The organism is Halomonas cerina, from assembly GCF_014192215.1.
GTDB classification, from domain to species: domain Bacteria; phylum Pseudomonadota; class Gammaproteobacteria; order Pseudomonadales; family Halomonadaceae; genus Halomonas; species Halomonas cerina.
In genome coordinates this window covers 42,609-66,400 of record NZ_JACHXP010000003.1, presented here as the reverse complement: position 1 = coordinate 66,400, position 23,792 = coordinate 42,609, and the positions used below count along the sequence as shown (strand labels likewise).

The 23,792-nt window shown below is 66.2% G+C and carries 19 protein-coding genes and 1 pseudogene; 11 read left to right on the top strand and 9 right to left on the bottom strand.

Features of this window, described 5'->3' with window-relative positions:
- Nucleotides 1–34: 34 nt before the first annotated feature.
- The 6 genes from FHR94_RS03650 to doeA all read right to left on the bottom strand — a co-directional run bounded on the left by FHR94_RS03650 (nucleotide 35) and on the right by doeA (nucleotide 6,722).
- Nucleotides 35–1,033: a C45 family autoproteolytic acyltransferase/hydrolase gene (locus FHR94_RS03650; protein ID WP_246389817.1), complete on the bottom strand. Its 999-nt coding sequence runs from the start codon at nucleotides 1,031–1,033 to the stop codon at nucleotides 35–37.
- 47 nt (nucleotides 1,034–1,080) lie between these two features.
- On the bottom strand, nucleotides 1,081–2,553 hold the full coding sequence (locus FHR94_RS03645) for a biotin carboxylase (RefSeq protein ID WP_183324268.1): 1,473 nt from the start codon (nucleotides 2,551–2,553) through the stop codon (nucleotides 1,081–1,083).
- A gap of 173 nt (nucleotides 2,554–2,726) precedes the next feature.
- On the bottom strand, nucleotides 2,727–3,599 hold the full coding sequence (locus FHR94_RS03640) for a carbon-nitrogen hydrolase family protein (protein ID WP_183324267.1): 873 nt from the start codon (nucleotides 3,597–3,599) through the stop codon (nucleotides 2,727–2,729).
- Between the two features lie 217 nt (nucleotides 3,600–3,816).
- The gene (locus tag FHR94_RS03635) at nucleotides 3,817–4,290 is read right to left on the bottom strand and encodes an Lrp/AsnC family transcriptional regulator (RefSeq protein ID WP_183324266.1); all 474 of its coding nucleotides are present in this window, start codon (nucleotides 4,288–4,290) and stop codon (nucleotides 3,817–3,819) included.
- Nucleotides 4,291–4,307: 17 nt separating this feature from the next.
- Nucleotides 4,308–5,321, bottom strand: coding sequence for a N(2)-acetyl-L-2,4-diaminobutanoate deacetylase DoeB (gene doeB / locus FHR94_RS03630; RefSeq protein ID WP_183324265.1), 1,014 nt, complete (start codon nucleotides 5,319–5,321; stop codon nucleotides 4,308–4,310).
- 201 nt (nucleotides 5,322–5,522) lie between these two features.
- Nucleotides 5,523–6,722: an ectoine hydrolase DoeA gene (gene doeA, locus FHR94_RS03625; protein WP_183324264.1), complete on the bottom strand. Its 1,200-nt coding sequence runs from the start codon at nucleotides 6,720–6,722 to the stop codon at nucleotides 5,523–5,525.
- Between the two features lie 253 nt (nucleotides 6,723–6,975).
- Here doeA and FHR94_RS03620 point away from each other — a divergent pair, with 253 nt between their 5' ends.
- From FHR94_RS03620 to FHR94_RS03610, 3 genes are all read left to right on the top strand, one after another.
- Nucleotides 6,976–7,926 (top strand): 2-hydroxyacid dehydrogenase, encoded by a 951-nt coding sequence (locus tag FHR94_RS03620; protein WP_183324263.1) that lies wholly within the window; start codon nucleotides 6,976–6,978, stop codon nucleotides 7,924–7,926.
- A 92-nt stretch (nucleotides 7,927–8,018) separates the two neighbouring features.
- On the top strand, nucleotides 8,019–8,585 hold the full coding sequence (locus tag FHR94_RS03615; RefSeq protein WP_183324262.1) for a nicotinamidase: 567 nt from the start codon (nucleotides 8,019–8,021) through the stop codon (nucleotides 8,583–8,585).
- A complete protein-coding gene (locus FHR94_RS03610) occupies nucleotides 8,582–9,928 on the top strand; it encodes a nicotinate phosphoribosyltransferase (protein WP_183324261.1) in 1,347 nt (448 codons plus the stop codon). The genes FHR94_RS03615 and FHR94_RS03610 overlap by 4 nt, the downstream gene beginning before the upstream one ends.
- A gap of 253 nt (nucleotides 9,929–10,181) precedes the next feature.
- Here FHR94_RS03610 and FHR94_RS03605 read toward each other — a convergent pair whose 3' ends face one another.
- Nucleotides 10,182–10,742 (bottom strand): DJ-1/PfpI family protein, encoded by a 561-nt coding sequence (locus FHR94_RS03605; RefSeq protein WP_183324260.1) that lies wholly within the window; start codon nucleotides 10,740–10,742, stop codon nucleotides 10,182–10,184.
- Between the two features lie 174 nt (nucleotides 10,743–10,916).
- Here FHR94_RS03605 and FHR94_RS03600 point away from each other — a divergent pair, with 174 nt between their 5' ends.
- The 4 genes and pseudogenes from FHR94_RS03600 to FHR94_RS03585 all read left to right on the top strand — a co-directional run bounded on the left by FHR94_RS03600 (nucleotide 10,917) and on the right by FHR94_RS03585 (nucleotide 14,137).
- Nucleotides 10,917–11,594: a hypothetical protein gene (locus FHR94_RS03600; RefSeq protein WP_183324259.1), complete on the top strand. Its 678-nt coding sequence runs from the start codon at nucleotides 10,917–10,919 to the stop codon at nucleotides 11,592–11,594.
- A gap of 57 nt (nucleotides 11,595–11,651) precedes the next feature.
- A pseudogene (locus FHR94_RS03595) lies at nucleotides 11,652–11,915 on the top strand (LysO family transporter); the annotation flags it as partial.
- Between the two features lie 75 nt (nucleotides 11,916–11,990).
- Entirely contained in the window at nucleotides 11,991–13,430 is a 1,440-nt protein-coding gene (locus FHR94_RS03590; protein ID WP_183324258.1) for an ATP-binding protein, read from the top strand.
- Nucleotides 13,427–14,137 (top strand): response regulator, encoded by a 711-nt coding sequence (locus FHR94_RS03585; protein WP_183324257.1) that lies wholly within the window; start codon nucleotides 13,427–13,429, stop codon nucleotides 14,135–14,137. Before FHR94_RS03590 ends, FHR94_RS03585 begins: the two co-directional genes overlap by 4 nt.
- A 70-nt stretch (nucleotides 14,138–14,207) precedes the next feature.
- On the opposite strand, the gene FHR94_RS03580 is transcribed toward FHR94_RS03585, so the two are convergent.
- Complete coding sequence (locus FHR94_RS03580) at nucleotides 14,208–15,578, bottom strand: ArgE/DapE family deacylase (protein ID WP_183324256.1); 1,371 nt, start codon at nucleotides 15,576–15,578, stop codon at nucleotides 14,208–14,210.
- A 289-nt stretch (nucleotides 15,579–15,867) separates the two neighbouring features.
- Between FHR94_RS03580 and FHR94_RS03575 the strand changes: the two genes are divergently transcribed.
- The 4 genes from FHR94_RS03575 to FHR94_RS03560 all read left to right on the top strand — a co-directional run bounded on the left by FHR94_RS03575 (nucleotide 15,868) and on the right by FHR94_RS03560 (nucleotide 21,628).
- Nucleotides 15,868–16,500: a hypothetical protein gene (locus tag FHR94_RS03575; protein WP_183324255.1), complete on the top strand. Its 633-nt coding sequence runs from the start codon at nucleotides 15,868–15,870 to the stop codon at nucleotides 16,498–16,500.
- 223 nt (nucleotides 16,501–16,723) lie between these two features.
- Nucleotides 16,724–18,775 (top strand): choline BCCT transporter BetT, encoded by a 2,052-nt coding sequence (gene betT / locus FHR94_RS03570; RefSeq protein ID WP_183324254.1) that lies wholly within the window; start codon nucleotides 16,724–16,726, stop codon nucleotides 18,773–18,775.
- Nucleotides 18,776–18,921: 146 nt separating this feature from the next.
- Complete coding sequence (locus FHR94_RS03565; RefSeq protein ID WP_183324253.1) at nucleotides 18,922–19,863, top strand: carbon-nitrogen hydrolase family protein; 942 nt, start codon at nucleotides 18,922–18,924, stop codon at nucleotides 19,861–19,863.
- A 442-nt stretch (nucleotides 19,864–20,305) separates the two neighbouring features.
- On the top strand, nucleotides 20,306–21,628 hold the full coding sequence (locus FHR94_RS03560; protein WP_183324252.1) for a tetratricopeptide repeat protein: 1,323 nt from the start codon (nucleotides 20,306–20,308) through the stop codon (nucleotides 21,626–21,628).
- 237 nt (nucleotides 21,629–21,865) lie between these two features.
- Here the strand turns inward: FHR94_RS03560 and FHR94_RS03555 are convergent, their stop codons facing one another.
- On the bottom strand, nucleotides 21,866–23,368 hold the full coding sequence (locus FHR94_RS03555) for a carbohydrate porin (RefSeq protein ID WP_183324251.1): 1,503 nt from the start codon (nucleotides 23,366–23,368) through the stop codon (nucleotides 21,866–21,868).
- Nucleotides 23,369–23,792: the final 424 nt, after the last annotated feature.

Genomic DNA, 23,792 nt, shown 5'->3' with positions numbered 1-23,792 from the left:
TGTTGTGGCGAGATACGTCGACGCTCCCGCGGCATCAGCCGGGATAAAGTCCCCGCATGCCGTAGCGCACGGTGATCCGCTCCTCGGGAAAGTCGTCGAAACTGAGGTCCAGGTTCATGCCGGGCCAGTGGAACCGCGCCCGCCCCTCCCAGGGGTGATAGATCGCGGTATAGACCGTGCCCAGTCCGCGCCGGTAGTCGTGACGAAACAGCGGCGGCGAGAAGAAGGCCGAGACGAGACGCTCCTCGGTGGTGCCCTCGTCATCCACCAGGATCGACAGTTGGCGCTCGCGGATCAGGGTCTCGGAGGCCAGAGCATGGGCGTACCACTCGACCTTCTTCTGGTGGTTGGTGGCCACGGGCACGCGGCGGATGCTAGCACGACGATCCGGCGCGATCATGGCCGTCACGTAGCGCCCAGCGGCATCGGCCACGGTGATGTTGTAGGCCATATGGGTCGGCACCCGGGCCAGCACCTCCGCCGCCTCGGGCACCGTCTCACAGAATTCCAGGATGTAGCGCAGGATGATCGGGGCCCCGAAACCCTCCCCGACTGCCTTGCGTCCTCCGAAGGCCAGCGAGATGGCCAGCCCGGCGTCATTGATGCCGTCGAGCGCCCCCCACAGGCAGTCGGACATGGCGATCACGCCGCGTCCGTTCCAGTGGGTATAGAGGATGGAGCCCTCGCAAAGCTCGGGTGGATAGTCGTAGTTACGGGCCAGCACGGTGTTGTCGGGACGGGCCAGCACCGCCTGAGAGCAGCCGGTAATATAGGGCGGCGGCTGGTAGAGGCTGAGGAAACGCGACGCCAGATCGCCTCCCCCGGCCAAGTCGCAGAGCGCCCGATAGGTCGGCACCAGCTCCGGCATGTGCCGGTGCAGCGCGTTGTAGCAGGCAAGATAGCCCGGCCGCTCCCGCTCCCCCTCGGCCAGATACCACTGCTCATAGGCCGGCCAGTGGAAGTCGAACAACGACTTCCACTTGGGACCGGGCGTCGCCTCGCGCACGGTGCGAAAATCCAGCATCTTATTCATGTCGGCCGGCGGCCCCCACTCGTCGGAACGGGGACCCTGCTCCCCGCTCACAGAATCTTGAAGTTGCCGCCACCGACGGCGTGGCTGACGGCCACTTCCTCCACCACCGGATCCTGCAGCGACTGGCCGGCATACTGGCCGCGGATGCCCTCGATCCACGCCTTGGCGCGCTCGGTGAGCTGGAAGTCATCGTCCATCAGGCGGCCGCGAGTGATCAGGATGCCGAGGTCCGCCCCCTCGTAGCGGAAATCCCCTGCGCCGCTGATGCGCAGGAAGAAGGCCTCCTGCTCGTTCTCGGCGGCATGCGGATGATAGCTGTAATGGTCATAGGCGATGCTGCCGTCGCCGGCCATCTTCCACACCCCGGTACGTGGCGCGCTGGTGAGAAGGTCGACGCTCTCGTCGGTATGCTTGATGACCAGCTGGCTCCAGCTGTCGACGCTGTCGGGATGCGACCAGCGCTCGTTGATCTCGTCGATGTCGAGATCGAAGTCCAGCCCCGAGAACTCCAGCAGATGGAACAGAAACAGCGGGATGTCGGAGTGAGCGAAGGCGGCCACGTTGGTCAGCGAGCTGGCCCCGGTGACCCGCGGATTGAGCTCGCCGAGGTAGACCTCCTGGGACTCCATGTCGATCAAAAAGTCTAGCTCGAAGTAGCCATGGTAGCCCTCCTCACGCAGCGCCTCGCCGAACTTGAAGGTGTATTCCCGAGCCTTGTCGCGCACCTCCTGGCTGAAGGCGCCGGCGAACATCTCGTTACCGCACCAGCCCCCCTTGTAGGGGGTCAGCGACTTGAAGCCCACCAGCTCGGTCATCAGCGGGCCGACCACCGTGCCGCAGCGGGTGGCACAGGCTTCGATGGCCGAGCCGCGACAGTTGATGCGCTTCATGATCTTGACCTCGGGCTCGGCCTCAATCTCCTCGGCATGCTTGTAGTAGTCGTCCTCGCTGGCGATGAAGAAGGTGGTATGGCCGGAGTCGCCGAAGGCGGTCTGCACCACCAGGTCGTTGCCGAGCTCCTGGCTGACCTCGCCTAGTTCCTGGTAGCTGCCCACCTTGGCCAGCACGTTGGGCACGCTGGGCACGCCGGCCTTGTTGCCGATGCGTACCGTTTCGATCTTGTTGTCCATGCGCTGTCTAAGCTTCGCCGGCGGAAAGGCAATCCGCAGGCCCAACTGCTTGCACACCTCCTCGGTATGCTCATCGAACATCAGGAAGGCGGCCACACCGGCGTTATCGCCGTCGGCCCGAGACTGAATGAAGTCGATGACCTCCTTGTGCTCAAGGAGATAGTTGTTGATGTCTTCGATGCTTTCGAAGTCACGGGGAAACTTCTCCCGGGGCACGAAGACATTGCGCTGTTGTCGATCGAAGCAGTCGATATAGTTGATGTGGCGGAAATTGCCCACCCAGTCACCGATGCCCAGCAGGTTGAAGTTGGTGGCCGAGATGAAATAGATCGGCTCCTTGTTGTTGCGGAAGTGACGGCGGACATCGGCAATGCTTGTTATTTTGCTCATCGTTGTCGCTCCATGGGTGACGGCTGACGACCCTGGTGCCGTCTTGGCGGCAGGCCGTTCAGGGGACAGCGCACCGGCAGCACCGGCGCTACGGAAAGGCGCCAGGCAGCGGCGCAGGACGGACATGAGGCGTGCCAGCATGCAAGCTCCTTGCTCCACCTGCCGAGGCGACGTTAGTACTCCTCGATGTCGGCACGTTGCGGCTTGGCCAGCGGGCCCAGGGTATCGAGGAAGGGGGACGAACCGGTCTCGCTGCGATAGAGTGAGAAGTCCACGGCGCGGTCACGGAAACTCTTGAGCGGCTGGCCGAGGCCACGCAATCCCGTCTCGCGCTCGCGGCGCACGCGATGGAAGTCGACCTCAATGGGCATCACCTCCTCGCCGGTTCCCGCCTGGTGGATGACATCACCCGAGGGTCCCACGACGATGGAGCGGCCATTGCCGATGGCTCCGGCCCCGTTGATGTCGAAAAAATAGCACTGATTGATGGCCGCGTTAGTGCGCGCGATGGACAACTCGATATCGCGATCGATGGTGTCGGTCATGGTGGGGTGAAGAATCACCTCGGCGCCCATGGCCGCCAGGGTGCGGGTGGTCTCGGGGAACCACATGTCATAGCAGATCGAGACCCCGAAGCGCCCCACGTTGGGCACGTCGAAGGTGACGAACTCGCCGCCGCTCTCCACCCCCGCCTCGTAGGGACGGAAGGGGAACATCTTGCGATAGCGTGCTACCACCTGGCCATGGGGGTTGATCACCGAGAGGGTGTTGTAGATCTGCCCGCCTTCCGAGCGCTCGAACATGGAGCCGGGAATCAGCCAGATGCGATGCTGTTCGGCCAGGTGGCAGAACACTGTCTCGGCATGACTGGGCAGGGACTGGGCGTGGTGCGGGGAAGCGCCCAGGGGCATCAGCTCGCTGAACAGCACCAGTTGCACCTGGGGGAAGCGCCCCATCAAGGCATTGATGCGATGACGCATGGCTTCGGTGTTGTCACCATGATGCAGGGCATGCATCTGGACACCGGCAATCGTGAAATAGGACATTGTCAGTCTCTCTGCAGCAGGCGATCTCGAATCGTTCTGGGCTGTTACTACCTGGCCGGCGCTACGCGACTCGAACGCCGGTCGGGATCGCCCGGCATGGGTGAACGAGCACCCTTAATCTCGCTACCAGCTTATGCCAGTTCCTCTCTCGTTACATCAACGCTGTGTTTCACGGCTGCCGCTGGGTGGGCCTTGCCGCCGGTGGCGCGCATGTTGGTCAGACGAAATCCCGAGGCAAGACGCCGGGTTCAGGACGTTTTACCGTCTTGGTCACGATATAGGTAAAATAGCGCTCGATGCCGACGTCCGAGGTGAGCCAGGCATCGATCAGGCGCTGGTAGGCATCGATGGAGTCGGCCTCGACCTTGATCAGGTAGTCCACGCCACCGCCCACGGCCACGCATTCGGTGACCGCCGGCGTGTCATGCACCAGTGCCTCGAACCGGGCGAAACTCTCCGCATTGTGCTGCTTCAGCTCGATCTGTACCCACACCGGGGTGCGACGGACCAAGACGTCGGCATTGATCCACGCTCCATAGCCCGCGATCACCCCGGCCTTCTCGAGACGCCGCACCCGCTCCCAGCAGGGGCTGACCGAGAGGTTGATGGCCTCGGCCAGCTTCGACTTGGTGATGCGGCCGTCCCGGGACAGGATCTCGAGGATCTTCAGATCATAGCGATCGAGCTTCATGCGCGGGGTTATCCCTCTCAGTCCAGGGAATCGACGACATCGGCGATCACCGCGATGGTATCGCCCATGTTGACCAGCGCCGGGTGGCGCCGCGCCGCGAGCACGCCACCACGGCTGGCACGATACTCCACCGGGGCTGTGCCGCTGCGGGTCAGGTCATAGATGCGAGCCACCACCTCGCCCATCTCGACCCGATCCCCCAGGTCGAAGGCCAGCTCGAGCAGGCCCGAGTGCTCGCTCTGCACATAGCAGCTGGCATCGGGCATGTCGAGATAGACCTGGGGCGCGTCGGGCATCTCCACTTCGCCCTCGATAAGGCCATAGTGGACCAGGAAGTTGCGCACCCCGCGCTCGGTGATGGCCAGGCTCTGCGGCGTGGAGGTGCCGCCGCCGCCAAGCTCGGTGGCTACGAAGACCTTGCCCTGGGACTCCACTGCGGTGTCGAACAGCGCCGCGGCGTCGAGCTCGAACATCATCATGGCGTAGGGAGCGCCGAAGGCCTTGGCGCCCGCCAGCGCCTGGCGCTGCTGCTCGACGTCCTCCAGCACGTGGGAGGCACCGAAGGGAATGATGTCCAGGGTGCGCCCGCCGGAGTGCAGGTCGAGCACCACGTCGCTCATCGGCACCATCACCCGGGTGAAGTAGTCGGCGATCTTCTCGGTGACGGTGCCGTCCGGGTCGCCGGGGAAGCTGCGGTTGAGGTTGCCGCCGTCGAGGCCCGAGGTGCGCTTGCCGGCCATCACCGCCGGCTGGTTCATGCAGGGCACGATGATCACCCGGCCGCGGACGTCCTCGGCGCGCAGTTCGCTTGAGAGCTTGAGCAGCGAGGTGATGCCCTCATACTCGTCGCCATGATTGCCGCCGGTCAGCAGCGCCGTGGGGCCCTCGCCGTTCTTGACCACGCTGACAGGAATCATCACCGCCCCCCAGGCCGACTCGTCCACGGAGATCGGCAGCTTGAGGAAGCCATGCTGGACACCGTCGGCGTCGAAGTCGACGGTCGCGGAGATGGGGCTGGGTCGCTTGGCCATTGTCTAGGGCTCCTTATTCTCATGCGGCAGGCAACACCAAGGCCCCTGCGCCGCTCGGGACTGACCGGCGGCAAGCCTGCGAGGAGGCGCTGTAAACCCATCCCTGGGCGCTACCGACGCCATCCCTGGCGTAGGACCTCCTCTTCGGCTTGCCGCCGGCGCCCCTCCTTGATCGTTGGTGATTGCTCGACTTCTACTCACTCAGCGTACAAACAATTGTCGCGGGAAGTCGGCCAGGGTCTCGCAGCCGGTCTCGGTGATCAGGATGCTCTCGGTGATCTCCAGCCCCCAGTCGTCCTCCCACAGGCCTGGCATGAAGTGGAAGGTCATCCCGGGCTGCAGGATGGTCTCGTCGGAGGGACGCAGGCTCATGGTGCGCTCGCCCCAGTCCGGGGGATAGCTGATGCCGATCGGATAGCCGCAGCGGGCCCCGCCGCGGTCGAAGCCGTACTTGTCCATGGCCGCGCCCAGCGCCATGGCGATGTCCGCGGTGCGATTGCCGGGCCTGGCCACCTCGAGGCCGTGCTCGATGCCCTCGATCAGCGCCGACTCGGCGCGCACGAACTCCTGGGGAGGCCGGCCGAGGAAGACCGTCCGCGACATCGGCGCATGGTAGCGCTTGAAGACGCCGGCGATCTCGAAGAAGGTCCCCTCCCCCTCGCGAAACGGCGTGTCGTCCCAGGTGAGGTGCGGGGCGGCGGCGTCGGAGCCGGTGGGAAGCATGGGCACGATGGCGGGGTAGTCGCCACCGTAGATCTTGCCCTGCTCGTCCCGCCAGCCCTCGATGCCGACCCGGTAGATCTCCGAGACCAGCTTGCTCTTGGGCAGGCCCGGCTCGATCACCTCGAGGATGCGCGAGTGCATGCCCTCGACGATCTTCGCCGCTACCCGCATGTACTCGATCTCCTGGGGCGACTTGATGGCCCGGCACCAGTTGACCAGGACGTTGGCATCCATGAAGCGGGCATGGGGCAGCTCGCGCAGCAGGCTCTGATAAGCCTTGGCCGAGAAGTAGTAGTTGTCCATCTCCAAGCCCACCACGCCCTGGTGCCAGCCGCGGTCGGGCAGGATGGTCTGGGCGAGGTAGTCCATGGGATGCATGTCCGGATTCTGCACGTAGTAATCCGGGTAGTAGGTGATGTTGTCCGGGTCGATCCAGCAGGTCCGCAGCGCCCCGTTGGCATCCATGCGACGGCCGTACCAGACCGGTTCGCCCTCCAGACCGACCAACACGCACTGGTGCACATAGAACGACCAGCCGTCGTAGCCGGTGAGCCAGGCCATGTTGGAGGGATCGCTGATGATCAGCACATCGATACCCCGACTGGCCATCTCGGCGCGCACCTTCCACAGGCGAGTTGCATACTCCTCTCGCGTGAAGGGCAGGGAAACCTGAATCATGAAGCCACTCGTCATCCCATCATCAAGACATCGGCCTTCTCCACCCTGGAAGGCCGGACCGGGGTAACCATCACTGCCGTAGCGACCGGCCCGGTGGCGGGCCAGGTGGCAGTTTCGTAGCGTCGATCGATCCCGCGCCTCGAGGTTACTGCCAACCCATGGTAGGCGGTCAAGCATTTCCTGATGTGCCGTGAGGCTTGTCCACGGGCACTCCCGCTTCCATGATGACGCAGGGCCACCAGAAGGAGAGATCATGAAGGTTCTCGTGCATATCGACGACGCCGAGCAGTGGCGGGCCGCCCTTTCGGCACGCCTTCCCGAGGCCGAGGTGATCACCAGTAACGCTTCGCTCGAGGCTCGCCGGGAGGCCGAGTACCTGGCCGTCTGGAAGCCCTCCGCCCGGTTACTCGGCGAACCGACCCGGCTCAAGGGCATCGTCAACCTTGGCGCCGGGGTCGACGCCCTGCTGAGCAACCCCGCCCTGCCCCGGGACGTGCCGATCGTCAAGCTGCGCGACGCCGGCATGGCGGAGCTGATCGGCGACTATGTGCGCTACGGCATCCTGCACTTCCAGCGCGACTTCGACCGTTACCGGCGCCAGCAGGCTCGCGAGGAGTGGCGCGAGCATGCGGTGATCGACAAGGTCGACTGGCCGGTGGGCGTGCTGGGCCTCGGCGCCATCGGGGCGAAGGTCGCAGCCATGGTCGCCGCCGACGGCTTCCCGGTCCATGGCTGGAGCCGGTCGCCCAAGTCGCTGGATGGCGTTACCTGCCATCATGGCGACGAAGGTCTCGACGAGGTGCTCGACCGGGTGATGACCCTGGTACTGCTGCTGCCGGACACCCGGGCGACCCGACATATCATCGATGCCAATGCCCTGGCACGATTGCCGGCGGGCGCCAGCCTGATCAACCCGGGGCGCGGCACCCTGGTCGACGAGGCCGCCCTGCTCGAGGCGCTGGCCCAGGGGAGCGACCAAAGCGGCGAGACCGAGGGCCGGCTGCGAGGCGCCCTGCTCGACGCCTTCCCCGAGGAGCCGCTGCCGGCGGCGAGCCCGCTATGGTCGCACCCGCGGGTATGGGTCACGCCCCACATGGCCGGGCCGACACCGCTGGGCGCAGCGCTGGATCAGGTGGCCGAGGCGCTGCGTGCCCTCGAGGCCGGCGAGCCCCTCGATACCGTCGACCCCGAGGCCGGCTATTGACCGGCCCCTGCGCTCCGATTGCCCACTACAACCGGAGCGGCACAGGTCCTACGCTGAAGGGTGACACCCGACGACCTCCAAGGAGATGCGTGATGACCGCGCAAGTGGACTATGGACCCCGCGACGCCCTGCTCGTCGTGGACATGCAAAACGACTTCTGCGAGGGCGGCGCCCTCGCCGTCGAGGGTGGCGGTGGCCTGGTGCCCGGCATCAACGCCGAGATCGACGCGGCCCGCCAAGCGGGCGCTTTGATCATCGCCTCCCGGGACTGGCATCCCATCGACCATATCAGCTTCGAGCATCGTGGCGGCCCTTGGCCGGTGCACTGCGTCCAGGACACCGAGGGGGCGGCCTTCCATCCCGACCTGGCCCTGGACGACACCACCATCCGGGTCAGCAAGGCCACCGCTTTCGACGCCGACGCCTACTCGGCCTTCGACGGTACCGGCCTGGCCGGCTACCTGAAGGAAAAGGGCATCGAGCGTGTCGTGATCTGCGGCCTGGCGCTGGACGTGTGCGTGCGCGCCACGGTGCTGGCGGCCCGCGATGCGGGCTTCGCCACTCTGCTGCTGGGGCAGCTCTCCGCCGCCGTGGAGCCCGATGCCGTGCCTGACTGTCGCCGCGAGTTCGAGGACGCCGGTGCCGAGGTGCGCGCATGAACGAGCCTATTCCCCTGCAGGTCGACGACACCGAGCTGGCCCTGCTCACCGACCTCTACCAGCTGACCATGACTCAGGCCTACTGGAAGGAGGACATGCACGCACCGGCCACCTTCAGCCTATTCTTCCGCAGGTTGCCGCCGACCCGCCGCTTCATGCTGGCCTGCGGCCAGCAGCACGCGGCGGCCCTGCTCAGCCGACTGCGCTTCGGTGACGAGGCCATCAAGCGACTGGCCGGCACCGAACTGTTCGAGGACGGCTTCCTCGACTGGCTGGCCGACTGGCGTTTCGAGGGCGACATCCACGCCCTTCCCGAGGGCACCCCGGTGTTCGCCAACGAGCCGCTGCTGGAAGTGGATGCCCCCATCAGCCAGGCCCAGTTGCTGGAGAGCCTGGTCATGAACTTGGTGCAGGTCGAGACGGTACTTGCCTCCAAGGCGGTGCGTCTGGTGATGGCGGCCCGAGGCCGGCCAGTGGTGGACTTCGGCATGCGCCGCATGCACGGCGTGGATGCCGCGGTACGCGGGGTGCGCGCCTACCGCACCGCCGGCCTCGCCGGCACCAGCAACGTGCTGGGCGGCCTGCGCCACGACTTGGCTCTCAACGGCACCATGGCCCACAGCTACATCCTGGCCCATGATGACGAAGACGACGCCTTCCGCGCCTTTGCCCGTCACTACCCGGGTACCACGCTGCTGGTGGATACCCACGACACCCTGGACGGGGTTCGCAAGGTGATCGACCTGATGCACAAGGCGCCCGAACTCGGCGTCAAGGCCATTCGGCTGGACTCCGGCGACCTCGGCGAGTTGGCGAAGGGGGCCCGCGCCCTGCTCGACGAGGCCGGGCTCGAGGAGATCACGATCGTTGCCAGCAGCGGTCTCGACGAAGTCCAGATCGATGCCCTACTCGAGGACGGTGCGCCCATCGACGCCTTCGGCGTGGGCACCCAGATGGGGGTGTCGGCGGACGCCCCGGTGATCGACCTCTCCTACAAGCTGGTGGAGTACGCCGGCGAGCCGCGGGTCAAGCACTCGCCGGGCAAGATCAACCTGCCCTGCCGCAAGCAGCTCTATCGTCGTCTCGACGACCAGGGCCAGTATGCCGGCGACGTGATCGCCCTGCGCGACGAATCCATCGAGGACGGCGAGGCGCTGCTGCGCCCGCTGGTGCAGGCGGGGCAGCTGAACGACGACGAGATGGCCCGGGCCAGTGAGGCCCGGGAGCGGGTGGCGGACGCACTGGCCCGTTTCCCCGACGATGTCAGACACCTCGAGGAGGGCGAGAGCGACTACCCGGTCGAGCTCGGCCCGGGCCTCGAGCGCCTGCAGTCCTCCTTCTGACTCTTGCCCCGGCCTGTCACCGCTTGTCCTGGGGGCGGGTCTCGAAGTCGCTGGCCGCATGGCGTTCATGCGGCTGATGCGAGGCTGGCTCCCAGGTGCGGCTGACTGTGCGTTCGAGCCTGACCGCCGGACGCCCAGCGTCTAATCGCGGCCCTCGAGAAACGGGTAGTCGGTGTAGCCGTGTTCGTCGCCGCCGTAGCAGGTGGCGTAGTCCGGCGCGTTGAGGGCAGCCCCGCGGCGTAGCCGCTATGGTTCACTCGAGCAGTGCATGGAAGCGCCTGAGCCAGTCGGGATGCGCCGGCCAGGCAGGGGCGGTGACCAGCTTGCCGCTGGCGATGGCCTGGTCGACCTCGATCTCGGCATAGTCCCCACCGGCCAGGTGGACCTCCGGGGCACAGGCGGGGTAGGCCGAGACGCGATACCCTTCCAGGGAGACCGCGGCGGCCAGCAGTTGAGCGCCGTGACAGATGGCGGCCACCGGCTTCTCGTGATCGAAGAAGTGACGCACCAGTTCCAGGACACGCTCGTCGAGGCGCAGATACTCCGGAGCCCGTCCCCCCGGGATCACCAGGCCGTCGTAGTCGGCGACCTCGACCTCGGCGAAGGTGGCGTTCAGGGTGAAATCGTGGCCCGGTTTCTCGCTGTAGGTCTGGTCGCCCTCGAAGTCGTGGATGGCGGTACGGACCTGGTCGCCTTCCCGCTTGTCGGGGCACACGGCCTCGACGACATGGCCCATGGCCTGGAGGGCCTGGAAGGGCACCATGACCTCGTAATCCTCGACATAGTCACCGGCAATCAGCAAGAGTCTCGCCATGGGAACCTCCCAGGTGGTATAGGCAATGGGAGCAGAGACGTCCGCCCCCTGCAGGCCAGCCTAGCCGCTGCCCGGCTGCCCGGCCATGAGCGCGGCGCAAACTGGACCGCTGCGGAACCTGAGCCCTCCCTGAGGCTCCCAGTCCTGTCCACCCCAGTCCCCACGGAGTGCGTCATGCCCTCATCCTGTCGCTACCTGCTCGGCGCCTTCGCGTTGCTCCTGCTGATCGCGGACGGCGTCCAGGCGGCGGAGCCCACGCCGTTCAGCGCCCGCTATCACCTCGAGGTTGCGGGCTGGCCGGATGCCGTGATCACCCACCGCCTGAGCCGGCAGGCCGGACAGTGGCAAAGCGAGATGCGTGCCGACATCAATATCGCCAGCGGCCTTGAGCGGGGGCGGTTCCGCCTCGGCGACCGAGGACTCGTGGCACTACACTATGCCTCACGCTACCAGCTGCTCGGCTTCGGTCGCAGCTACGAGCTGAAGGCCGACGAGCTGGCCCGGTTCCCCGACCGCCAGACCGCCCTGGTCGCGCTCTCGCAACGCGCGACCCAGGCATGCCCCGGGACCTGCCGACTGCACTACGTCGACCACCGTGGACGGCCGAAGGTCGTGGAGTATCGGCTCTTGGCCCGGGAAACGCTGCCCCTGCGCATCGGCGAAGTCGAGGCGTTGCAGGTGGAAGTGCGGGAACCGGACCATCCTGACCGCCGCCTGGAGATCGCCTTTCACTCCCGTGTGCCGGGCCTGCTGCTGGCGATGAGCTACCACCGCGACGGCACCCGCCGCAGTCGTCTGACCCTCATCGACATGGACCTGACCGAGCTGGCCCAAAGCGGCGATCCGCGCTGAGCCTGCCTTTTCCCGGGGAACAGAAATCCCTAGAGTAGGCCGCTTTCGGTCGTCGCCGGCGACCCCCTGGGGCCCGTGCTGGGCGGTATCGCCTTCCTCAATGACCTGACCCGGGAGCTCGTGGCCTTCGTGCTGATCCCGCTGGTGATCCGGCGCCATGCGGCTCTGGCCATCGGCTACGGGGGCGCCACCGCCATGGACTTCACCCTGCCGGTCATCCAGCAGCACGGTGGCGTGGCCTGCGTGCCCATCGCCGTGGTCAGCGGCTTTCTCCTGTCACTGCTGTCACCGCCGCTGATCCTCTTCCTGCTGTCGCTGTGAGCGCCCTGCACACTTCCTGCACGCCCGTCGGCGATCATGGAGGCCCCACCGCCCTCGACCCGGAGCCATCCACCCATGCCCAGGAAGCCCTTCTTTCGCCCGGCCGTCTCGCGACTCGGCATCAAGCTCTTCGCGATCATCCTGGTGGTCAACGTGGCCATCGCCGGCCTGGTGTTCCTGGCCGTGTCACGCAGCCTCGACCAGGGCTTCATCGAGTACCTCGACCAGACCCAGACCCGGCGCGCCGAGACCCTGGCCAAGGGCCTGGCCGAGGAGTGGTCCCGACGCGGCGACTGGCAGTGGCTGCGCTCGTCGCCGCGCGCCTGGCACCGACTGGTGCGCCGGCAGCTGTGGCCCGGCGATACGATGCCGCCGGAAGGCATCGAACGGCGCCTCGGCGACCCGCGGGACTTCGTGCTCCACGATGCCCGCGGCCTGCCGGTGATCGGCCTGCCGCTGGACAACGACCAGGAGGCCGCGGAGCTGCGCTGGCTACCGATCGTCAGCGACGGCACCCGGGTCGGCACCCTGGGCTATCGTCCCCCGCAGCAGCTGATGGCGCGCATGGATCATATTTTCCTCTCCCGCCAGCGTCGCAACCTCGGCATCATCGTCGCCGCCCTGGGACTGGCCTCGCTGCTGCTGGCCGGCGGGCTGTCCTGGTGGCTGGGCCGACGCACCCGGGGCATGGCGCTGGCCACGCGCCGGCTCACCGAGGGCGACTACAGTATCCGTCTCGCCGAGCGCGGCCAGGACGAACTTTCCAGCCTGGCCCGAGACTTCAACGTGCTGGCCGCCACCCTGGAGGCCAGTCGCGAGGCGCGCAGTCGCTGGGTGTCGGACATCGCCCATGAGCTGCGCACCCCACTCGCCGTGCTGCGCGGCGAGATCGAGGCCATGCAGGACGGCATCCGTCCCCTGGACCAGGACAACCTGCACTCGCTGGCCCAGGAGGTGGGGCAACTCGAGCGCCTGGTCGCCGACCTGCGGCTGCTGTCCCAGAGCGATGCCGGCGCCCTGGAGGTCCAGCTGGCGCCGCTGGATCTGGCCGAGAGCCTGGCCGCGCGGCTCGAGGAGGCCGCCGGCTGGCTGGCCGACAGCGGGATCACCCCGACCCAGGAGATCATCGGCCCGGCCATGGTCCGCGGCGATACCCAGCGGTTGCGCCAGCTGTGGAACAATCTGCTCGACAACACCTGCGCCTACACCCGGGCACCGGGCCGGCTGCGGGTCCGTCTGGAGCGCCAGGCCGACGAAGTACGAGTGCGCTGGGAAGACAGCGCCCCCGGCGTGCCCGAGAGTGAGCTGCCCCGGCTCACCGAGCGGCTGTACCGGGTCGAGGGCTCACGCAGCCGGGCCAGCGGCGGCAGTGGCCTGGGGCTGTCCATCGCCACGGCCCTGGCCCGCGCCCACGGCGCCCGCATGGAGGCCAGCCACTCACCGCTCGGCGGGCTATGCTGGACCCTGACCTTTCCCGCCATCGCCGAACCCCCACTCAGGGAGGAGACTGCATGAATCACCGCGACACCGTTCAGGACCAGATCCTGATCGTCGAGGATGAGCCCAAGATCGCCCGCCTGGTCGCGGACTACCTGCAAGGTGGCGGCTTTGCTTCTTACCATCTCGACCACGGCGACGCCGTCATACCCTGGCTGACCCGCCAGGATGCCCTGCCCGAGCTGGTGCTGCTCGACCTGATGCTGCCGGGCACCGACGGTCTGACCCTGTGTCGGGAGATCCGCCAGCGCTGGCCGCGCCTGGCCATCATCATGCTCACCGCTCGGGTCGAGGAGGTGGATCGCCTGCTGGGCCTGGAACTGGGCGCCGACGACTACATCTGCAAGCCCTTCAGCCCCCGCGAAGTCGTCGCGCGCATCCGCGCCGTGCTGCGCCGCAGCCGGGCGGTCGGGCAACCGGAGCATACCGACGGCAGCGACCTGATCCTCGACGAGGAAGGCTGGCGAGCCCTGGCCGACGGCCACGACCTGGGCCTCACGGCGGTCGAGTTCCAGCTGCTGCGGGTGATGATGCACTCGCCCGGGCGCATCTTCACCCGCGAGCAGCTGATGGATCACATGTACCGCGACCACCGCATCGTCTCCGAACGCACCGTGGACAGCCACGTCAAGAAACTGCGCCGCAAGATCGCCGAGGCCTGGCCGGAACGCGAGGTGATCCGTTCGGTCTACGGTGTGGGCTATAAGTACCAGCCTGAGGAGTGAAAGCGTAGGGATACGGGGCCAAGGAGGCGATCAGGGGCGATCCTCGCTCAGGATCGCGGCCCCTTAAGACTCATCGGTCGCCGCCTTGATCCGAAGGGCGACAGTCGGAATCGTCCCGGCCTTCGCCCGAGGTTCCGGCGGACGAGGCCTCGCCGTCAGGGTGCAGCCGAAGTTCAGCCACATCCGTTTCCAGCAGCCGTTCGGTGGCCTTCACCAGGGTGCGTGCCACCCGATACGTCGCCTCCAGCGACACGGATTCGTTGGGGGCATGCGCCAGTTCGATCTCGCCGGGTCCGTACACCACCGTGGGCACCCCCGCCAGCCGCACCCAACCGGCCATGTCGCAGCCATAGGGCATCCCGGTAATGGGGGCCGTCTGCCGGAACTCCTCCTCTGTGGCCTCGGCCAAGGACGTCACCAGCGGATGGTCCTCACGGATCTGGGCGGAGCCGAATCCCGAGGCCAGCAGGTGAACCTCCGGCGGATGCGCCCGAAGCCAGGGGTCATCGCCGATGGCGGCCATGATGCTGCTGCGAAAGCGTGCCTCGGCCTGCTGGATGGTCTCGTCGAGGGTCACGCCGACGCGGACCTGGGCCTCTAGAGAATCCATGACCGACGATGACCACAGACCGCCCTGAATGGTGCCCACGTTGGTGGCATAGGGCAGTCGGTGCCCTGCCATCAACGGATGGGTTTCGCCGGCATTCAAGGCGCGCTCATGCTCGCGCATGGCGTGGTAGACGGTGAGGAAATGATCCAGTGCGCTTTCGCCCTGTAGCCGCTTGCTGGCATGGGCCGACTTGCCGGTGATCCGGATTCTCAGCGACATGGCCCCGGCATGGGCGATGACCAGTTGCGGAATGCCCTCCGGCCCCAGCGTGGGCTCAGGGATAATGGCGGCATCGGCATGCCAGCCACCGCGGATGGCCGCCAAGGTGCCGAGCCCACTGTCCTCTTCGGCCGGTACCGCGGCGAAGATGAGGCGTCCGGGAAAGTTCCGGCCACTCTCGGCGAAGGCCTCGAACACTGCCATGGCCGCCACCAGGCCGGCCTTCATGTCCGAGGCACCGCAGCCGAAGATGCGATCACCGCGCGCCAGTCCGGAAAAGGGCTCATCGTGCCAGTGGTCATAATCGCCGGGGGGCACCACGTCCACATGCCCGGTCAAGAGCACGGAAGGACCGGGTTGCTCCCCGCGTAACACGCCCACCACCACCGGCGCCCAGGCACGCTCTACCTCATGGCCGGGATAGCGGGGATCGCGCTGCAGCGAGGCGATCCCGTCGTTCCAGTAGGCGATCTCGGCATCGAACCGCTGGAGCCAGTTGGCGATGTGAGACACCGCTGCGTCTTCCTGGCCGGTGACAGAGGGAATGCGGATCAGCGAGACGAGATTCTCACGGATACGATCGATGTCGATGAGCGAAGTGCGCCTGACCATGCTCGTGGCCCTCGGGACGGCCTTGCCGGTTTCTCCGAAGTATATAACCCTTGGAGAGAACATCCCGCACCGAGCCGGTCGTCATGATGATGGGCCAGGCAGCCCAAGGTGCCCTCGCCGGTGGTCGGGTGAATCGCCCGCCGGCGAGGCCAGCAGGGTCGGGGGATCGAGCCCGCCCGGCGGCGGGATATCGAACGAGATTGCCCAGTCTTTGCACCCTGGCTCCACGGCTCCTGCACGACGCCGGGCGAGACTGCAGGCATCCACCCAAGGCGCAAGGAGCATCACCATGACCCCGATCCTCTCACGCAAGCGGCTCGTCATCCTCCTGCTGGCCGGCCTGGCCACTCCGCTGTCGCTGACCGCCGGTGCCTCCCCGTCAGACGGACATGACCGGGGACCGCAGACCGCCCCACACCTCCAGGCGCTCTACGACCGGGCCGGCCTGGATGCCGAGACCCGCGAGGCGCTTAACGAGGCCCGGGCCGAGCACCAGGAGGCGCTGAAGGCGCTGCGCGAGGAACATCGCCAGCGCATGGACGAGCTGCTCGACGACGACCAGCGCGAGGCCCTGGAGAAGGCCCGCCGCGAGATGCGCGAGGCGCAGCGTGCCGAACGCCGCGAGGCCATGCAGGAGCGCCTGGCCGCGCTGGTCGACAGCTGGGAACTCTCCGAGGAAAAGCGCCAGGCCCTGCGCGAGACCCGAGAGACCCTCTATACCGACATGCAGACCTTGCGTGAGCGTGAATTCGACTCCCGCGAGGCGCGCCATGAGGCCTGGCAGGCCCTGCGCGAGGAGCATCACGCGGCCCTGGCCGAGATCCTCACCGAGGAGCAGATCGCTGAGATGCGCGAGGCGGTTTCCCCCCGCCACTACCGGGACCAGAAGGGCCACGGCCGGGAAGGCCGCCCGAGCGAATAGCCCTTCGGTTCGCGACATCCACATCCGAACGTGCGCCCGGCCCTGAGCCGGGCGTCTTCGTTTCTCCCACCTCACTCGACTTGGAGAGTCCTGTCGCGACACAGCAGCCGACTTGCAGGCCGCCCGGGATGTGCGTATTTTATTTGAACGTTCATTTAAAAAAGAGTCGCCACAAGACGAAGCGTCACCTCAAGACGCCCCCAGACGAGAGGAGTCTCACCGAATGTCGGATAACCCCGCCCTTCCCCAGCGACGGGATCGGATCAATCGCACGGTCTTCCACGGCAGCGTGGCAGGCATCGTGGTGTTCCTGGTCCTGACCATGACGTTCACCCAGGAGGCCGGCGCCTTCTTCGACGCCGGCCTGGCCTGGGTGAATGACACCTTCGGTTGGTACTACATGCTCGCCGCCGTAGCCTATCTCGCCTTCGTGGTGGTGATCGGCTGCTGCCGGGTCGGCTCGATCCGCCTCGGCCCCGACCATTCGCGACCCGAGTTCTCGCTGGTGTCCTGGGCCTCGATGCTGTTCGCCGCCGGTATCGGCATCGACCTGCTGTTCTTCTGCGTGGCCGAGCCGCTGTCCCACTATCTGGCCCCGCCGGACCTGGCCCCTGAGAGCGCCGCAGCGATGCGCGCCGCCGTGCCCCAGACCTTCCTCCACTGGGGGCTGTCCGGCTGGGGCATGTACGTGCTGATGGGCCTGGCCCTGGCCTACTTCAGCTATCGCCATCGCCTGCCGCTGGCGATCCGCAGCGCCCTCTATCCGTTGCTCGGCCAGCGCATCAATGGCCCCATTGGCAACGCCGTGGACATCACCGCGGTGATCTCCACCGTGTTCGGCATCGCCACCAGCCTCGGCATCGGCGTGATGCAGCTGAACTACGGCCTGACCTTCATGTTCGGCGTGCCCGAGAGCCTCGCCACCCAGGTGGTGCTGATCGTGCTGGTGGTGATACTCGCCACCCTCTCGGTGGTCACCGGCGTCGAGAAGGGCATCCGCCGCCTCTCCGAATTCAACATGGGCCTGGCCGCCACCCTGCTGCTGTTCGTGCTCTTCCAGGGCGATACCCTGCACCTGCTCGACGCCCTGGTGCTCAACGCCGGGGACTACCTCGGCAACTTCGTCGGCGCAAGCTTCGACACCTACGCCTTCGCCGGCGAGGACGCCCAGCAGTGGAAGGGCTGGTGGACCATCTTCTTCTGGGGCTGGTGGATCGCCTGGACGCCCTTCGTGGGCCTGTTCCTGGCGCGCATCTCGCGCGGGCGGACCATCCGCGAATTCGTCATCGGCGCCCTGCTGATCCCGCTGGGCTTCATGATGGCTTGGATGTCGATCTTCGGTAACAGCGGCATCGAGATGGTCGCCAACCAGGGGCTCGCCGAGTTGGGCGAGCAGGCGCTCGTCTCGCCCCAGACCACCATCTACACCTTCCTGGAGCAGTACCCCTACATCGGGATTACCGCCTCCGTGGTCACCATTCTCGGCATCGTGTTCTTCGTCACCTCCGCCGACTCCGGCGCCCTGGTGCTGGCCAACTTCACCTCGATCCTGTCCGACGTGAACCATGACGCGCCGATCCGCCTGCGCATCTTCTGGTCGGTGACCATCGGCCTGGTGACCGTGGCCCTGCTGATGGCCGGTGGCCTGTCGGCGCTGCAGAGCGCCGTGGTGATCACCGCCCTGCCCTTCTCCGTGGTGATCTTCGCCATCATGGTGGGGATGAGCCGGGCGCTGAAGCTGGAGAGCCAGAAGGCCGACGCCCGCCGCCAGGTCAGCGGCACCGCCCCGGGGGGCGACTGGCGCGAGCGTCTCGACCGGGCGCTGGACACCACCACCCGGGCCGGCGCCGCCGCCACTCTCGAGCATGCCATCCGGCCGGCGCTTGCCCAGTTCGCCGAGGAACTCGAGCGCCGCGGCCAGCCGGCCACGGTGACCGAGGAGGACGTCGAGGGTGAGCCGCTGCCGCAACTGACCCTGCAGGCGGACTTCGACGAGGCCGCGAGCTTCGTCTACCGGGTACGCGCCGATCGCTTGGCCACCCCCAGCTTCCTGCCGGCGGACGACGACTACTATGTGCGCCTGGATGTCCACCTCGCCGAAGGCGGCCTGGACAAGGACCTCAACGGCTATACTCGGGGTCAGGTGCTGGGTGACGTGCTCTGTGAATACGAGCGTCACCTGCACTTCCTGGCCCTGGCCGGCGCGGGCGGCGCCAACGTCCAGGCCATGCCGGGCGCGGTGGGCGCACCGTCCCAGGACCTCAACCCGGCCTGACCTCGGTCCATGGCCCGAGCACGCGCGGCGACCCCTCGGGGTCGCCGTTTTCGTGTGCGTCTGGCACGCCGGGCGGCAGACAAAGCGACGGATCGCACCCATAGTGAAAGGATGGGCCACTGCCGGCCTCTTGGGAGGAACCCGCCATGCACACCAGAGTCGCCGTCATCCAGGCCCCACCACGACTGCTCGACCGCAACGGCAGCCTCGAGGCCGCCATCGCCCTGGTCGATGAGGCCGCCGCCTCGGGTGCCGGCCTGCTGGTGTTTCCCGAGGCCTACCTGCCCGGCTATCCCACCTGGATCTGGCGCCTGCGGCCGGGCGGTGACATGGGCCTGTCCGGCGAGCTCCATGCGCGGCTGCGCGAGAACGCCATCGATCTGGATCGGGAGGACCTGCGTCCCCTTCAGAAGGCCGCGGCCCGCAATGCCGTGACGCTGGTGATGGGCCTGCATGAGCGTGACAGCCGCTACAGTGGCACCACCCTGTTCAACACCGTGGTGGTGATCGGCCCGGACGGTGCCCTGCTCAACCGCCACCGCAAGCTGATGCCGACCAACCCGGAGCGCATGGTCTGGGGCCAGGGCGATGCCAGCGGACTGCGGGTGGTGGACACCCCGGCAGGGCGCCTTGGCACCCTGATCTGCTGGGAGTGCTACCTGCCGCTGGCCCGCTTCGCGCTCTACACCCAGGACCTGGAGATCCTCGTCAACCCCACCTGGGACGCCGGCGAGATACGCCTGGCCAGCCTGCGGCATATCGCCAGGGAGGGCGGCTGCTGGGTCATCGCCACCGCCACCGCCATCGAAGGACGCGACGTCCCCGAGGACTTCCCCGAGCGCGACCGGCTGTTCACCGCCGACGAATGGATCAATCCCGGGGACGCCACCGTGGTCGCCCCCAACGGCGAGGTGCTCGCCGGGCCGCTGCACCAGCAGAAGGGTATCCTCTATGCCGACCTCGATATCCAGGCGGCCCGGCGGGCACGGCGCACCCTCGACGTGGCTGGCCACTACGGCCGGCCGGACCTGTTTTCGCTGACCGTGGATCGACGCCCGCTCGCCCCGGTGGCCTTCATCGATAAGTGACCGGTATCCGGGGGTCACCTCTGATGGATCCCCAGGAAATGGACAGTAAAATCAGAAGGATATAATTGAAAAGGCCTGCATGGCTGGCATGTTGCTAATCGCCAAACCAACAGGTCGCCGATCGGTGATCGTGGCCGGCAGTTCCTGCTGCGCGCCGCGGTCCCCTTCGCCGGGCGGTCGCTGCCAATTTTCGAAAAGGTCCACCACAAGGATGGTTGCCAACACTGTGAAGCGTACTGGCTCGCGGCCCTGGCCGAAGTCCTGCCTGAGAGCGCCACGCCGATCCTGGTCACCGATGCCGGCTTCGCAACCCTTGGTTCAAGGCGGTCGAGGCGCGTGGTTGGTACTACGTTGGCCGGGTTCGCAGCCCCACTCGCTGGATAAATGGCAAATCGCCTTCTTGCGCTACAACTTCATGATAATGAATGGAGTTAACCGTACCATGACCTGCCTAGACCGTTATGGCCTGCCTCTCTCGACAAGCTCCGATCGCGCCGCCGAAAAGTACCAGACGGGGCTCGATCTGCTCCTCTCGCTTTGGCCGGGGGCAGCACAAAGCCTGGAGGCGGCGATCGCCGCCGATCCGGACTTTGCCCTGGCATATGCGGCACGCGCGCGGCTGCATGCTATTCAAGCCGAGTTGACGCAGGCGCGCTCTAGAATCGCCACCGCCGAGGAGCTCGTTACCCGGCATGGAACCGAGCGGGAACGGAGTCACATCGGCGTCTTGTCCCTCGCCATCAACGGCCAGTCCGCCAAGGCGCTCGACAGCGTGCTCGCACATGCCGACCGCTGGCCGCAGGATATTTTGATCCTGTCGCTGCCTCTCGGAGCCTTCGGCCTCTTCGCCTTTTCCGGCATGGCGGATCATGACCAGGCACGAGTGGATCTCTGCGAGCGTCACGCCCGGCACTTCGAGGCCGATGACTGGTGGTTCCTGACCTACCGGGGCTGGGCCCATGGCGAGAATGGCAACGTAACGCTTGGCCGGGAGCTGACGCAGCGTGCCCTGGAGGTGCGTCGAAACAACGTGAATGCCGCCCATGCCTTCGCCCATGTGCTCCATGAGTCCGGAGCCAGCGACGAGGCCGAGGCGCATATCACCGACTGGCTGCCGGGATACGATCGAAGCGGAATCCTGCATGGCCATATCGCCTGGCACGGTGCGTTAGTTGCGCTGGAGAAAGGGGATACGCAGCGGGCGCTAGCTATCTACACGGAGCATGTCGCGCCTTCCGCCTCGACGGGGGTGCCGATCAACGTGGTCAGTGACACTTCGTCGTTCCTGTGGCGCCTCCAGGCCTATGGCCATGCCGTGCCGGCGGGACTATGGGATGAGGCGGCGTCGTATGCGTCAAATTACTTCCGTCAGGCGGGCTTCCCCTTCGCCGATTTCCATATGGCGCTTATCGCCGCGGCGACCGGCGACCATGGGGCGCTGGAGGGCCGTGTGGCGGCGCTGACCGATCTGGTCGAGTTCGGCTCACTCCCCGCAGGGCCTGTGGTACCCGCGATCTGTCGAGCGGCGCGGGCCTTCGCCGAGGAGGACTACATCGGCTGCGTACGCCTGCTGGAACCCATGGCTGGTGAGGTCGTGCGGATTGGCGGCAGCGGCGCCCAACGAGAAATCGTCGAAGACACCCTGCTCGTGTCGCTGATGCGAAGCGGCGAGGCAGACAAGGCACGGGCCTTGCTCGACAAGCGATTGCATCGTCGGCCGTCGCCGCGTGACACGCGCTGGCTCAATTCTCTCGTTTCCGGATAGGCCTTCGCCGCAGGCGTTCCCTGTTTCTGTGAGTCGCGCCGAGCCTTGGATTCGCGTCTACAAGGCTCGGCCGGCTCGGTTTGAAGTGGTCCAATTGGAGCGGACACCCCGATGGTCAGTATCCAGGACGAGAATGTCGCACCTCGGTCCCATGCAAAAGGCCCGCGGCAACAGTGCCGCGGGCAAGCATCGGAACAGCAGGCCATCCTCGGCCCGGAGAGCGCCGGGCCGGCAGGATCAGAACCAGATCTCGGTCTGTACGCCGAAGGCCCACTGGCTGCCGGTGAAGCCTTCACTGCCGAAGGCATCGTCATCACGATAGCCGTTGAGTTCCTCGTCCCAGTCGCTGAAGCTGGCGAAGACACGGATCTCCGGACGCTGCCAGAAGCCGCCTACATCCGGCTTGAAGGTCGGGGCGATGGTCAGCTTGGTATAAGCCCCTTCGGCCGCATTGCCGAGCGGCCCCTGGTCGAGGTCCATCCACTGATAGGTCATCTCGTACTGCATCTCGAAGTTCTCGGTGATTTCGTTGGCCAGGCGGGTGTTGAAGGTCGCCCAGGTGAATTCATCGCCCTCGGCGAGGCGGTCCTCGCTGACCTCGGCGAGGATCGCCGGGGCGATCCGCCACTTGGGGGCCAGGTAAGTGGTGCCGTAGAGGCCGACACGGGTCGCCGTCGCATCCTCGGTCAACTGGCCGTTGCCGCCGATCACCTTGACCTCGGCACCCAGGCCCTGGCCATGCATCACCGCCGCCTTGAAGTTGCCCTCGGAAAGGCCGAAGAAGCTGTCACCATGATAGGCGATCATGGTATGGAAGCCATCATCGGCGGCAGTGGAACCGTTCAGGATGTCGCGCTCATCGTTGTCGGCGGCGGACAGGCCGCTGACCATCCACTGCCAGTTGCCGAAGTAGTTGTTGGCGGTCAGCGTCAGGTTGTCGGTGTCGTCGGTAAGCTCCGACTCCTCGGTGGGGAAGTCGCTGTAGCTGCGGCCATACAGCGAGAAGTTGGCCTTCCAGCTGTCGGCGAGTTGGACATCGTAGATACCCGCCCCGGTGCCGGCCAGGAACACGAAGTCGGTGTCCATCCAGTGGATGTCGAAGTTGTCGCGGTCGAAACGCTTGCCGGCCCAGATCGAGGCGTCCTCGAAGGCACCGGTGAAGCTCGGCAACTCGCTGAACTCGACATAGACGTTGCGCACGTTGAGGTTGGATTCCTCGGCGGTCCAGTCGTTGCTGGTGCGCACGCCGTCGGCGAACATCATGCGGTAATCGGCGACGGCGCCATTATCGAAGCGCTGCCGGTAGTTCAGCTTCGCCTCGGCGTAGGTGTCCGGCTCATTGCCCAGGCGACCGACGTTACCGCCCAGAGGCCCTGCCGGCGTCACGCCCGGTCCACCGGGAATACTCTTGCCATCCTCGCCGATCAGCAGCCCCGAGCGGGCATAGGCACCGAAGGCGAAACCTTCGTCGCTGTCGGCCTTCTCCTCGACCTTGGCCAGGCGCGCCTCGACCTCCTCGTCCGTAAGACGGCTGTCGGCCTGCTGCTCGGCCAACTCGGCCCGCCGTTCGGCGACCTCGGCGCGCTGCTCGGCGGCGGTGATGCGTTGCTCCAGTTCGGCGAGGCGCGCCTCGAGATCATCCGGCGCCTGGGCCGTGGCCAGGCCGCTCCCTCCCACACCGGCGGCGGCGATGGCAATGGCAAGCGGAGACTTGAGCTTGTAGAAAGTGGAGGATGTCATCGTAGTAATTCCCCGTTGTTGTTGTCGCGGTAGGCCACGTCATCCTTGACGTGGCCAAGGATCGAGACGACTCGTCACGCTGACTGGCGGTGTGCTCACCGGATAAGCTGTCTGCCATGGAAGGCGCTTGAACCAGTCACGAAGTACGCCCCGAAACTTAATCGATTAAGATATCGAGAACAAAAAAAATTGGTAATGTTACGACCTATGTCTAACAAAGCGGCCATCCAACCACATAATATAAGTAATATAACATATATTTTATCCCTGACCTCTCCTGTTCCTTCCCCTCGACAGTACGCCCTCCCCTATGACCAAAGTCTAGGTTGCAGCCTCACGTCACTAACGCTTAACTGAGCGGCAGCGTGATCTTAAACGTTTAAGATCATCTTCGATGACCTAGCTTTCAGAAGGCCCTTTACCG